General features: G+C 72.2%; 6 protein-coding genes and 1 riboswitch. All 6 genes read left to right on the plus strand.

All coding sequences use genetic code 11. The features are described 5' to 3' along the window. Positions 1 to 328 precede the first annotated feature (328 nt). A complete protein-coding gene (locus ACFWIC_RS09860) occupies positions 329 to 8143 on the plus strand; it encodes a ricin-type beta-trefoil lectin domain protein (protein WP_380517422.1) in 7815 nt (2604 codons plus the stop codon). Positions 8144 to 8186: 43 nt separating this feature from the next. Further along, complete coding sequence (locus ACFWIC_RS09865) at positions 8187 to 9629, plus strand: WD40 repeat domain-containing protein (protein ID WP_380517425.1); 1443 nt, start codon at positions 8187 to 8189, stop codon at positions 9627 to 9629. A gap of 294 nt (positions 9630 to 9923) precedes the next feature. Beyond that, positions 9924 to 10129: riboswitch (cobalamin riboswitch) on the plus strand. 19 nt (positions 10130 to 10148) lie between these two features. Continuing rightward, complete coding sequence (locus ACFWIC_RS09870) at positions 10149 to 11213, plus strand: ABC transporter substrate-binding protein (RefSeq protein WP_380517428.1); 1065 nt, start codon at positions 10149 to 10151, stop codon at positions 11211 to 11213. Beyond that, complete coding sequence (locus tag ACFWIC_RS09875) at positions 11210 to 12289, plus strand: FecCD family ABC transporter permease (protein WP_380357609.1); 1080 nt, start codon at positions 11210 to 11212, stop codon at positions 12287 to 12289. Before ACFWIC_RS09870 ends, ACFWIC_RS09875 begins: the two co-directional genes overlap by 4 nt. Continuing rightward, entirely contained in the window at positions 12286 to 13104 is an 819-nt protein-coding gene (locus ACFWIC_RS09880; protein WP_380357606.1) for an ABC transporter ATP-binding protein, read from the plus strand. Before ACFWIC_RS09875 ends, ACFWIC_RS09880 begins: the two co-directional genes overlap by 4 nt. After that, a complete protein-coding gene (locus ACFWIC_RS09885; RefSeq protein ID WP_380517433.1) occupies positions 13101 to 13841 on the plus strand; it encodes a ferredoxin in 741 nt (246 codons plus the stop codon). Before ACFWIC_RS09880 ends, ACFWIC_RS09885 begins: the two co-directional genes overlap by 4 nt. The last annotated feature ends 71 nt before the right edge of the window (positions 13842 to 13912 follow it).

Here is a 13912-nt window from a genome sequence, read left to right on the forward strand (position 1 = left end):
TTTCAATGAGCTGAATCAGCATCAGAACCCTGCGCGAACAAGGTCGCACGGTGACCGTCAGGCGAACAGGGACTTGACATCGGTGGAGCTCCCCCTTTCACCGACGGCGTCGAACCACCTGGTCAGGTGGGCCTCGCGAAGGGTATTGCGCGGTTCGCACGTCTGGCAATACGGTTCCCGCGCCGCAATCCTGTGGTGCAACGGGTCGTCAATTGTCTTTACTCGTCCAGGAACTGTTCTCAAGTGGGGGGTATGGTTAGTGCGCACTAGATTGCGCCGGTTCGTCTCCGCCGCCGGTGGGGGTCGCCGACGAAGCAGGGTGGCCCCGGTGGCCGCCCTGACCGTGGCGATGTCCCTTCTGGCGCCGATGGCGGGCGCCGAAGGCGTCGAAATCGTCGGCGGTTACCGCAACGACAATCCCGGGCAACCGGAGAAACCGCTGCCCCCGCTGCCCCGGGTGTCGGGCAGCAACGCGGACGGGCCCGGCCGTCCGGCGCTTCCCGCCCAGCCGGGCGCCCGGGACCTGACGGCCTACAAGCCGTCCCCGGCGCAGTGGCCGGTCGAAGCCTCGGCCACGGTCCGGCTCGGTGCCGCCGGTCCGGCGGGCACGCGGCCGGCCCCGCCGCGCTCCGCCGATGCCGGGGACAAGGTGCGGGCCGGCTCCACTCCGGTCCTCGTCGGCCCGGCCCCGGCCCCGGCCGGTGAGCGGCCGAACACCGCGGCCGAGGCGCAGGCCGGCGCAACCGGTACGGACCGTACGGACGGCGCCGCAGGTACGCCGTCCTCGGTCGACGTCAGGGTCGCCGATCGGGCGAAGACCCAGGCGGCCGGCGTCGACGGCCTGCTGGTCGGCCTGGCCCGGAGCGACGGCCGCAGCGAAGCGGGCGACGTCTCGGTGAGCCTGGACTACGCTTCGATCGCCCAGGCCTACGGCGGCGGCTGGTCGTCCCGGCTGCGCCTGGTGGCCCTTCCGGCCTGTGCCCTGACGACGCCCCAGGTCGACGCCTGCCGTGTCCAGGCCCCGGTCGAGCACACCAACGACCCGGCCGCCCGGAGGATCAGCGCGACGGTGACCCTGCCGGCCGCCGAATCCGGGACCGGTTCCGCCGCCCGCAACACGACCGCGTTCGCGGCGCCGTCCTCGGACCAGGCCGGCCCGGCCTCCTCCCCCGTGGTGCTGGCGGCCGTCTCCGGCACGGAGGGCTCGCAGGGCTCGTACAACGCGACCTCCCTGTCGTCCTCGGGGTCCTGGGCCCAGACCGGGTCCGGAGCGTTCACCTACGGCTACCCGGTCGCCATGCCCCCGTCGCTGGCCGGTCCCGTTCCCTCCGTCGGTCTGTCGTACAACTCGCAGGCCGTCGACGGACACACCTCCGCCCGCAACTCCCAGGCCTCCTGGATCGGCGACGGCTGGTCGTTCAGCCCCGGCTACATCGAGCGCTCGTACAAGGCGTGCCGCAACGCCGGCGTGGAGGACTCCTCCGACCAGTGCTGGGCCGGGTGGAACGCCACCCTGTCGCTCGGCTCGCGCAGCGGCGAACTGGTCCGCGACGCCAACGGCGTGTACCACCTGCAGAGCGACGACGGCACCAAGGTGGAACGCCTCACCGACGCGTCCAACGGCCTGTGGCAGGGCGAGTACTTCAAGGTCACCACGCCCGACGGGACCGCCTACTACTTCGGTCTCAACCACGCGCCCGGCACCACGGCCGACAGCGCCACCAACAGCGCCTGGGGCGCGCCCGTCTACCACCCCAACAGCGGCGACCCCTGCTACACCGCCGCCAAGGGCAAGAACTCGCTGTGCGGCCCCAACCAGGTCGGCTACCGCTTCAACCTCGACTTCGTCGTCGACCCGAACGGCAACCTGCAGCGGTTCGACTGGGCCACCGAGACCAACCACTACAACCGGGGCTACGGCCAGGCCCTCCACGGCGGGGGCACCGGCGAGCTGACGCCGTACACCCGCGGCGGGTACCTGACCAGGATCTCCTACGGCTACAAGCTCGACGACGCCAAGGCCGGCCGCGAGCCCTCGGCCCGGGCGGTCTTCGACACCGCCGAGCGGTGCGTCGTCTCCGACACCACCTGCCGGCCCGAGAACCTCAGCACCGGCACCGCCACCAACTGGCCGGACGTGCCGTACGACCTGGCCTGCCAGTCGAACTGGACGACCAGCGGCACCGGCGCCAACGTCTGCAAGATCGGCTCGCCGACGTTCTGGTCGACCAAGCGCCTCGCGAAGATCACCACCGAGGTCCGGACCGCCGCCGGCTGGCGCGGCGTCGACCGGTACGAGCTGAAGCACCTGTTCTCCGACGCGGGCGGCAGCATCGACCCGGTCACCGGTGCCTCCGGCGACCCGAAGAACGCCGGTGCCGTGCAGTCCGTGATGTGGTTCTCCGAGGTCAGGCACACCGGTCTGGACACCACCGCGGGCGGCAGCGGCGAGGCCCCCCTGGACCCGGTGGTCTTCACCGGCAAGGAGTTCGACAACCGCGTCGACGGCCCCTCCCCGGCCGCGCCCGCACTCTACCGGCCGCGGATCGTCGCCGTCCGGACCGAGAGCGGCGCGTACATCACGGTCACCTACCGCGACCCCGAGTGCTCGCGGGTCAACGGCACCATGCCGGCCTCGGCCGCCGACAACACCAAGGCGTGCTACCCGGTCCACTGGAACACCCCCGGCTCCTCCGAGCCCACGGCGGACTGGTTCCACAAGACCCTGGTCTCCAAGGTCACCGTCAACGACATCACCAACGCCGGCTCCCTGCCCCAGGTCGTCCAGTACGCCTACGGCCCCGCCGCCTGGCACCGGGACGACTCGGACCTGACGGACGACCGGTACCGCACCTGGAACGACTTCCGGGGCTTCCGCACGGTGACCACCACGTCCGGCGCCGCGCCCGACCCGGTCACCAAGAGCGTCACCGCCTACCTGCCGGGCATGGACGGCGACTACACCTCCGTCACCGCCACCCGGCCGCCGGCCGACATCAGGAACTCGCTCGGCGAGCGAATACCCGACAGCCCCTGGCTCGCGGGCATGCCGCTGGAGACCTCCACCTACACCGGCGCCGACGGGACGGTGATCGCCAAGTCGCTCCCGGACGCCCCCACCACGGTGCCGACCGCGAACCGCAGCCGCACCGCCTGGACCTCCAGGAAGCCCGCTCCCGGGGAGACCCCTCCCCCGCTGTCCACCCTGCCCGACCTGGTCGCCCGCAAGGTGAAGACCACCGGCGGCCGCAACCTGTCGCTGCTGTCCGACGGCGTGACCTGGCGGACCACCCGGAGCACCACCGAGTTCGACGACCTCGGCCGCCCCTGGAAGGTCAACGACAAGGGTGACGTCAGCGTCCCCGCCCACGAGACCTGCGCCACCACCACCTACGCACCGGCCCCCGCGGCCAACCCGGCGTTGATCCTCGCCCCGAGCGAGAGCGTCAGCGTCTCCGGACCGTGCGCCACCGCCACCAGCGCCAACACGCTCAGCCACAAGCGCTTCGTCTACGACGGCGGCGGCGACATCAACGACCCGGGCGAGTACGGCCGCCTCGGGCAGAACGGCACCACGCTGGGCATGGTCACCGCCACCCAGTCGGTCAAGTCCTACGACGGAGCCGGGCGGCCGGTCTTCCAGACCCTCTCAACCGAGAGCGTCGACGGGTACGGCCGGGTGGTCGGTCACCGGGACACCGCCGGAAACCTCACCACCACCAGCTACACCCCGGCCACCGGCATCCTGCCGACCGAGGTGTCGACGACCAACCCGCAGAACTGGACGGCGACGAGCACCGTCTCCCCGTCCCGCGGGCTGATCACCCGGGCCGTCGACGTCAACCACCGGATCACCGACTCCGCCTACGACGCGCTCGGCCGCCTCACCCGGGTCTGGCTGCCCGGCCGCAAGAAGGACGACGGCAAGAGCCCCGACCGCACGTTCGAGTACGCGATCCACGGCACCGGGATCAAGCCTGCCGCATCCAGCGTCACGACCCGGACGCTGCGGGAGAACGAGACCTACGACGTCTCCGTCACCATCTACGACGGGCTCCTGCGTCCCCGGCAGAGCCAGAGCACCCCGGTCGACGACAGTCTCGGCCGTCTGGTCTCCTCGACCCGGTACGACAGCCACGGCTGGCCGGTCATCAGCATCCCGACCTGGTCGGACCCGAACACCGCGCCGGGTTCCACGCCGTTCCAGGAGGTCGAGAACACCCTTCCGGCCGAGTACATCACCGTCTACGACGGCCTCGGACGCCCGGTCGCGCAGCAGCAGCACACCAAGGGGCGGCTGCTGTGGGAGTCCACCACCGCGTACCGCGGCGCGGACCGGACCGACCGGACGCCGCCGCAGGGCGCCTCGCCCAGCACCGTCCACACCGACGCCCTCGGGCAGACCACGTCCTCGGTGATCCACGCCGGGGGCACGATCGGTGACGTCACCACCGGCTACACCTACAAGCCCGGCGGCCAGATCTCCACCGTCAAGGACAACGTCGGCAACACCTGGTCGTACGAGTACAACCTCCGCGGCCAGCTGACCTCGAAGACCGACCCCGACAGCGGCACGGCCACCACCGTCTACGACGACCTGGGCCGGCCGGCGACCGTCACCGACGGGCGCGGCGAGTCCCTGTCCTTCGTCTACGACACCTTCGGCCGGCAGACCGCCAAGTACAGCGGCACCAGTACGACGGACGCCTCCAAACTCCTGACCACGGTCGAGTACGACTCGTTGGAGAAGGGCTACGTCACCTCCGCCACCCGCTACGTCGGCGGAGCGGCCGGCGACAAGTACGTCCAGAAGGTCAACGGGTACAACACCGCCTACCAGCCGACCGGTTCGACCACCACGATCCCCGCCTCCGAGGGCAAGCTCGCGGGCGACTACACCATCGGCTCCACCTACACCGCCAACGTCGGTCTGCTCGCAAGCAACACGTACAACGGGGAAGCGGGCCTGCCGGCCGAGAGCGTGGGCTACGGCTACAACCTCCAGGGCCTGCTCCTCCAGAGCGGCACCGACACCAACCAGTCGCTGCTGGCCCGGGCGAACTACAACGAGCGCGGCCAGCTGCTCCGCTCGACCTACGGCACGGGCGGCGAGCTGCTGCGCACCTCGCAGATCTACGACGACGCCACCGGGCGGCTGGTCAACCACCGGGTCGCGCTCCAGGAGTCCTCGGCCAACCCCCTTTCCGACAGCACCTTCGGGTACGACCAGGCCGGCAACGTCACCAACGTCTCCGAACTGCAGTCCTCCGGCGGGGCGGACCGGACCTGGGACGTGCAGTGCTTCCGCTACGACGGCCTGAGCCGGCTCGTCGAGGCCTGGACGGACACCTGGGGCGTCACCGCCGCGGGGGCCGGCCAGACCTCCCGCTGCAACAACGACAACCCCGGCCCGGCCAGCATCGGCGGCCCCGCCCCCTACTGGCAGAGCTGGGAGTACAACACGCTCGGCGACCGGACCCGGCACGTCCGGCGCGACGTCACCGGGGACACCTCCCGGGACGTCATCCAGTCCAGCAGCTACCCCGGCGAGGGCCGCACCCCCGCCGCCAAGCCCAACACGGTCACCGCGGTCACCACCTCCACCGGGCCCGCGACCAGCAAGCTGGTCTCGGCCATCCCGACCGGCGGGACGGCGCTCTGCCTCGACGTCGAGGGCAACCGGACCGCCAACGGCACCGCCATCCTGTCGTTCACCTGCAACGAGGGCGGCGGCCAGCGGTGGACCAAGGCCGCCGACGGCACCGTGCGCTCGCTCGGCAAGTGCCTGCGTCCGGCCAACGGCGCTACCGACCCCGGCGTGGCGCTCGAACTGTGGGCGTGCGACGGCACCACCGGGCAGAGGTGGCAGGAGGGTGCGAACGGCGCCCTCGTCCACACCGCCACCGGGCTCTGCGCCGACGTGCCCTGGGCAAACGCCAACCCGGGCACCCCGGTGACGCTCTGGTCCTGCAACCAGAACGTCAACCAGCAGTGGCCCGCGACGACGAACGCGCCCACCGGGCCGTCCTACACCGCCACGCTCACCCCGCAGTACGACACCGCCGGCGGCACCGTCTCCCGGTCCGCCACCAGTGCCGGATCGATCGCCTCCGGCATCGCCACCGGCTCGGCCACCCCGCTGTGCCTGGACGACGACCACGCCTGGACCGCGGACGGCACCGCCATCCTCTCCTTCACCTGCAACGGGAACACCTCCCAGCAGTGGACCCTGGAGACCGACGGCAGGCTGAGGACCGGCGGCAAGTGCATCCGCCCGGTCGGCGGCGTCGCCGAGCGCGGCCGGCAGGTGGAGCTGTGGACCTGTGACGGCAGCGCCGCCCAGGAATGGCGGTCCGGCCCGAACGACTCGCTGGTCAACGTCGCCTCCGGGCAGTGCCTCGACGTGCCCCACGGGAACACGACCCCGGGCACCCGCGTCGGCCTGTGGGACTGCAACCAGGGCACCAACCAGAGGTGGCTCTCGGCCGGCGGCACGCCGCCGACCGGCGCCACCCAGTCCTTCACCTACAACGCCGAGGGCCTCACCGCCACCGTCACCACCCCGAGCGGCGGGACCACCCGGACCTCCGGCTACCTGTACGACGCCGGCGGCAACCTGCTCATCCAGCGCGGACCCGACGGCACCGTCCTCTACCTGTTCGGCGGGACCGAGCAGCTGATCCTCGACAAGACCGGTACCACCGTCACCGGCAAGCGCTACTACTCCAACCCCGACGGCACCGTCATCATCCGCACCGGCAACGGCGGACTGACCTTCCAGCCGACCAACCCGCAGGGCACCGCGAGCCTCCAGGTCGACGGCACCACACGCACCGTCACCCGGCGCGCCTTCGACCCCTACGGCAACCCCCGTGGTCCCGTGCCCACCACGTGGGCCGACAACCTCGGCTACCTCGGCCGGCCCGCCGACGCCACCAGCGGCCTGAACCTGCTCGGCGTCCGCGCCTACGACCCGGTCCTCGGCCGCTTCCTCTCCGTCGACCCGCTCTTCCAGGCCGGCGACCCCAACCAGATGGGCGGCTACACCTACGGCGCCGACAACCCCACCTCGGGCAGCGACCCGACGGGGTTCAGCTGGCTCAGCAGCGTCAAGAACTTCGTCAACAAGGTCATGGACGACCCCAAGGCCGCGGCCAACCAGGCCGGAAGCTACGCCGGCGGCGTCGTCGACTCCTACGTCGGCGACTTCTGGACCGCCGGGGTCAACGGCGCGCTGAACATCTACGACGGCGCCCGCAACATGAGCTGCATCGCCAATCCGTTCGGCTGCACGGTGTACCAGCACGAGAAGTACACCAACGACTCGCCGACCGCGACCCTCTTCAACATCGACACCAACTCCAGCGCGTACCAGGCCGGCCGCACCACCGGTGACTACGTCGGGATCGCCACCAGCGTCAAGGGCCTCCTCAAGGGAGTCTCCAAGGGCGTCCGGACCCTGATGAAGTGGCGCTCGGGAACGAAGCTCGCCGACGACCTCCCCACCCCCACCCCCGCCAACCCCGCCCCCGCCCACCCGGTCAAGCCCACGACCCCCGACAGCCCGGGCACCGGCACCAGCACTCCCAAGGGCGGATCCGGCTCCGGCAAGGGCTCGGCCGGCGGAGGTTCGTCGGGCGGGGGTTCGGCCGGCAAGGGTACGTCGGGCGGATCCCCGGAGATGCGCGGACGCGGGCCCACTACACGGGGCGGCGTCAAGACCAAGATCAAGAACCCGGCCGTCGTGAAGACGGTCGCCGCCGAGGAGGGCTGGACGGTCGAGAGTCAGATCGCCAAGGCGCGGGACATGCTCCACGAGGTCATGGCCGCCGACCACAACCAGCCCGTCCGGCGTACCTGGAGCGCCGGCGTGAACACCGAAAGCGGCACCATCGCGGTCGCGTCCTCCGGGACGCCGAAGGTCCCGGGGTGCGGATACTGCGCCGAAGGAAACGTGGTGAACGCCCTGGGCGGCGACCACCGGCAGGTGCGGTTCACCATGTCGGCGAGCAAGACGAACCTGAACCCGCTGACGATCGACGGCAACATCCCCATCTGCGACGACTGCATCCTGGACTACGACCCCCGGCAATTCCCGTCCGGCACGAAATGGGGGCAGGAGAACCCGAGGATCCTGGAGTGAGTCTTATGATGCCCGCACGGCAACCCTGGAATCGGAGCACGGCATGAGCGGAAGTTCACTGAACTCCTCACCGGAGCTGATAGCCCTCAGCGCCGACGGGGAGTTGGTGGCCGAGGTCGTCCACCGCGGACCGTGTCTCGTCTGGCACCGCGCGACGGGGGCCGTGGTGGCCTCGGTCGAGACCCCCGCGCACGCCACCGCCGTCGCGTTCGACGACGACCGGTCGGCCCACCTCCTGGTGATCGGTGACGAGGCCGGCGGAGTCCACACGTGGTCGCAGCACGGTGGGCACGTGCCGCTCCACTCGGACCACGGGTGTCGCGTCACCGCCGTCGCCCCCGGCCCCGGCGGGCTGGTCCTGTCCGGCGACGAGAACGGGTCCGTCAGGGTGTGGAACACCACGGCGGGCGCGCCGGGGCGGCGGATCGACCTGGAGCTGCCCGAGCAGTTCGGGAAGCAGGTCACGTCGTTGACCGCCCGTCCGGACGGTGAGCGGTTCGCCGCGGGCACGGCGAGCGGCCGGATGTTCCTCGGCGACGTCCACTCACCGGAGCCGCCGCGCCTGGTGTTCAAGGACGGACCGAGGCTGCAGTCGGTCGCCTTCGCCACCCGGGCGGAGGCGATCCTGGCAGCCGGCGGAACGTCCGCCCAGCTGTGGGATCCGACGACCTTCGGGACGTGGTCCCTCCTCCACGACCACCGGGGGACGGTCGTCGCCGCCGCGCTCGACCCACGCGCCGCACGGGTCGCCACGGGCGGGACCGAACGGATCGTCAGGATCTGGGACACCTCGACCGCCGAGGTCGTCCACCGGCTGACCGACCTCAACGGATGGGTGCTCGCGCTGCGCTTCGTCGCCGACGGCACGCAACTCGTCGCCGTGGACGGCGACGGCGAGGCGGGCCTCTGGGACGTCCGGACGGGCGCGCTGCTGGCACGCTCCCACCGGCTCGGTTCCCGGTCGGAGACGGGCGCAGCACCCGGTGCGCCGGCGGCCCCCTGGCAGCAGGAGGCCGCCCGCCACGACTGGAGCCGCATCGCGTGCTCCTGTCGTCGGGGAGCCCGCCACGTCCCGGAGGACTTCGCACGGCTCATGGCCGCGCGGACGCCCGAGGAGGCGTCGGGACACGGGCTGGTGGGCGACGTCGAGTCCCAGGGCTTCCTCTCCGAGGCCTCCCTGCCGATGGCCTCGATGCTCCTCCTGGCACTGGAGCACGAGCAGCTGTCGGCGCCGGCCCGCTACCGGGTGCTCGACCTGCTGATGGCGTGCGTGGAGGGTGAAGCCGACCTCAGCGCCTCGGCGGCCGGCCACCCCGACATCGAGGAGGAGTGCTGCGACGCGGTGCGGCGCGGGATCCCGCTCTTCTACGAGGAGTTGGCCGCCGGGAGCACGCCCGGTGCCGGCGAGCCCGCCTACCTCATCCTGCGTGCCCTCGGCGAGGACACGGAGCGGCTGGACGGCATCCGGAAGGCCGGTCTCGGGTAGGCGTTCCCTGAGGTGTGCCTCGTGATCCGGGGGCCGGGCGGTGATGCCGACCGGCCCCCGGATCATGTTCGAGCGGTCCCGCCAGGTGGCCGCCGGCCGATCCCGGACGCGGCCCGGAAGGCCGGGTGGGAGACGAAGGGCAGCGCCCCGGGCACCGGGGCCGACGCCGACCACGAGCCCCGGAAACTGATCGGCGACGCCGACCGACCGTTCTCGGCCACCCGGGCGCGCTCGCCGACGAACCATCCGAACGATCGCCCCAGGTACCGACCGACACCGACCTGACCACGCCTGATACCTTGCAGTGGCCATGGTGTTCGGGAAACCGGTCTGAGTCCGGTGCGGCCCTCGCCACTGTTGCCGCGGAGTGCCGCGGCCCTCGCTGACCGGCTCTGCCAGCGGTCAGGGCCACTGGGTCGGCTGGAAGAGCCACCCGGGAAGGTCGGCTGCGGCGTGTCGATGCGGAAGCCAGGAGACCGGCCACGGCGCGACATGTTCCACGAGGGTTTTGGAGAACACGTGCCCAGCGCTCTGCCGTACCCGTTCCGTTCCATACGTTCCGCACGTCCCGTAGGTGCCGTAGGTCCCACAGGTCCGGTACGCGTCGGCCGCGCGGTCGCGGCCTTCCTGTTCACCGGTGTGCTCGGCGCCTGCGCGGGCGCCCCCGCACCCGACACGCCCAGTGCGACGGCCGGCAGTGCCGGGCCGGTCACCGTGAACAACTGCGGGACCACCGTGACGGTCGGCGCGCCGCCCGAGCGGCTGGTGACGCTCAATCAGGGTGCGACCGAGGTGGCCCTGGCCCTCGGCCTGGAGTCCCGCATGGCCGGTACCGCCTATCTCGACAATGCCGTCCCGGAGAAGTGGAAGGCGGCCTACGACTCCGTGCCGGTGCTCTCCAAGGACTACCCGACGAAGGAGAAGCTCCTCGCGGCGCGGCCCGACTTCCTGTACGCCTCCTACTCCAGCGCGTTCACCGACAAGGTCGCGGGCACCCGGGACGAGCTGGGCGGCCAGGGCATCCCGTCGTACCTGTCCCCGTTCGGCTGCTCGGACAAGAGCCAGGTGCCGCCGCCGACCTGGCAGGCGATGTGGGGCGAACTGAACGACGTCGCCAGGGTCTTCGGTGTCACGGAACGGTCCGCCGCGATCCAGCGGCAGCAGGAGCAGCAGCTGGCCCAGTTCACGGCGACGGCCGCGGGCAAGGGCCTGAAGGTCCTGTGGTTCGACTCGGACACCAAGGCACCGTTCGTCGGCTCCGGCCACGGCGGGCCTCAGCTGGTGCTCGACGCCGTGGGGGCCCGCAACGTCTTCGCAGACCTGCCCGGTGCCTGGCAGAACGTGAGCTGGGAGAAGGTCGTCGCCGCGGACCCGGACGCCATCGTGCTCGCGGACGCCGACTGGGACACGGCCCAGTCCAAGATCGACTATCTGCAGGGCGACCCGGTGCTGAGCAAGCTCACCGCCGTGCAGCGCAAGGCCTTCGTGGTGGTGCCGTTCTCCGAGTCGACCCCCGGTGTGCTGCTCGCCGACGGTGCCGCCCGGGTGTCGGCGGGACTGGGCCGACTGCACCCGGGATCATGACCGCCACGTCCCCTCCCGCCGTGCGGCTCACCGGTCCGGGCCGCACGGCGGCGGCCCTGGCCGTCGCCGCAGCCCTGCTCCTGGCCACCGTGCTCCTCGGTCTGGCCGTGGGCTCGCACCACGAGCCGGTCCGGACGGTGATCGACGTCGTGGTGCGCCGTCTCGGGCTGGGCGACCCGCACGTGACGCTGCTGGACGACCAGATCGTCTGGCAGTTGCGGCTGCCCCGGGTTCTGGGAGCGGCTGCCACCGGCGCCGGTCTCGCGGTCTGCGGTGCCGTGCTGCAGACGCTGACCGGGAACGACCTGGCCGATCCCTTCCTGCTCGGGATCTCGGACGGAGCCGCCGCCGGCGCGGTCACCGTGATCGTCCTCGGGGTCGGCGTGTCCGGCGCCGTGGGAACGGGCGCGGTGGCGACGGCGGCGTTCGCCGGCGCCCTGCTCGCGGCCGTCGTCGTGCTGGCCCTGGCCGGTGCGCGCACCCGGACGCTGCCGACCACCCGGACCGTGCTCGCCGGCATCGCCGTCGGGCAGATGTGCGGGGCCTACACCTCGTTCGCCGTAATGGTCCTCGGGGACCGCGACGCGGCGCGCGGTGTCATGGAGTGGACGCTGGGCTCGGTCGCCGGCGTGCGGTGGCCCACCGCCGTCTTCCTGACCGCGGTCGCGCTGGCCGGGGTCACGGTCCTGGCATCCTCGGCCCGCGACCTGGACGCCTTCGCCTTCGGCGAGACCGCCGCCCGCTCCCTCGGCGTCCACGTCGAGCGGACCCGCTGGGTCCTCGTCGCCGTCGCTGCGCTGGTGACCGCGTGCCTGGTCGCCCACACCGGCGTCATCGGGTTCCTCGGCCTGGTCGTACCGCATGTGGTCCGTCTCGTCTGCGGCCCGCGCCACGCCGTCCTGCTGCCCGTGTCGGCGCTGACGGGTGCGTCACTCCTGGTGGGCAGCGACATCCTGGCGCGCTCGGTCCTCCCCGACCGGGAGATTCCCGTCGGCGTCATCACGGCCGGGCTCGGAGCACCCTTCTTCGCCTGGCTGCTGTGGCGCCAGGGCCGGGCCGACGGGAGGGGGCGGTGACGGTGACGCACCCCGTCGAACTGCGCGCGGAGGGACTTCGTGTGCGCATCGGCGGAGCCACCCTGCTGGACGCGGTGTCGCTCACGTTCGGCCCCGGCCGGATCACGGCCCTGCTCGGGCCCAACGGCGCCGGGAAGTCCACCCTGCTGCGCGCGGTCGCCGGACTGACCCGTCCGAGCGCCGGTCGGGTCCTCCTGGACGGCGAGGACCTCCACGCGCTCACGGCCCGCCGACGGGCCCGACAGGTGGCCTTCCTGGAGCAGCAGGCGGACACCCGGCTGTCGCTGCCGGTCCGTCAGGTCATCGAGCTCGGCCGCACCCCGCACCGCAGCCGCTGGCCCGTGCCGGCGAACACAGCCGCCGACGCCCACGAGCGGGCCGTGTTCGCCGACGCCGTGGCCGCAGCCGACGTCGGCCATCTGCTCGACCGCTCCTGGCCGACGCTGTCGGGTGGCGAGCGGCAGCGGGTCCAGCTCGCGCGGGCGCTGGTGCAGGAGCCCGGCGTGCTGCTGCTCGACGAGCCCACCAACCACCTCGACCTGCGCCACCAACTCGGCTTCCTCGAAACCGTCCGGGGGCTGGGCATCACCACGGTGGCGGCCCTGCACGACCTCGAACTCGCCGCCGCCTACTGCGACGAGGCCGCCGTCCTGCTCGACGGCCGCCTGGTCGCCCACGGGACCGGTCCCGAGGTGCTCACCTCGCCCATGATCGCGCGCGTCTACGGCGTCGACGCCACCGTGGAACGCCACCCCCGGCACGACCGACCGCACATCCGGTGGAACGGACTGCTCCACGAGAGGAAGACGCCATGACCTCCCCGGTCCCCGAAGCCAACGCCCGCCGCGGCGCCGTACTCCTGGTCGGCATGTCGATCGCGGAAGCCGTCCGCCGTGACGAACTCCTCAGGACAGCGGCCTCGCACCGGGCCTCGATCGCGTTCCTGCAGCAGGCCGACCCCTCGCTGTCGGCCGAGCTGACCAGGCTGGCCGACGCGGGCACCGAGACCGTGGTCGTGATCGGCGTCCGGCTCACGGCCTCCGGCCCGGCCCAGTCCTGGCTGCGGCGGATCGCCGCGCACTGGTGGCGCGAGCGCGCGGGCCACCGCCCCGAACTCCTCGTGGCGACCCGCCTCGCCGCTTCGCCCGACGAGGTCGCCGCGGTGGCCGCGACGACGAAGGCCGTCACCGGCAAGGAGCCCGGCCTCACGTCCGCGGCCTGGGAGGACGTCACCGGCCACCGGCACCAGGTCCTGGTGTGCCGCGGCCCGCGCTGCGCGGCCCGGGGTGCCGAGGAGGGCCTGCGCGCCCTGGTGCAGAAGCTGACCGAGCAGGGTCTCGGCGACGACGACGTGCTCGTGACCCAGACGGGATGCCAGTTCCCGTGCAACCAGGCACCCGTCGTCAGCGTGCAGCCCGACGACGTCTGGTACGGCGGGGTCGACCCGGCTGTCGCAGACCGCATCGTCACCGAGCACCTCGCCGGCGGACGACCGGTGGAGTCCAACCGGCTCCCCCGCCACCGGAAGGAGCAGACGGGCCACCACGGCTGATCGCGATCACCGGCGCGGGAGCGGAGCCGCGCCCGCGCAGAGCCCCCCGAAGGCGTGGGCGAGCGTCGCGC

Source organism: Kitasatospora sp. NPDC127035 (assembly GCF_042726075.1).
Taxonomy (GTDB): domain Bacteria; phylum Actinomycetota; class Actinomycetes; order Streptomycetales; family Streptomycetaceae; genus Kitasatospora.

What these genes read in the sequence shown, in the direction of transcription:
- ACFWIC_RS09875 (WP_380357609.1), top strand. Translation starts at nt 11,210, where the DNA reads ATGACCGCCACGTCCCCTCCCGCCGTGCGGCTCACCGGTCCGGGCCGC.
- ACFWIC_RS09885 (WP_380517433.1), top strand. Translation starts at nt 13,101, where the DNA reads ATGACCTCCCCGGTCCCCGAAGCCAACGCCCGCCGCGGCGCCGTACTC.
- ACFWIC_RS09865 (WP_380517425.1), top strand. Translation starts at nt 8,187, where the DNA reads ATGAGCGGAAGTTCACTGAACTCCTCACCGGAGCTGATAGCCCTCAGC.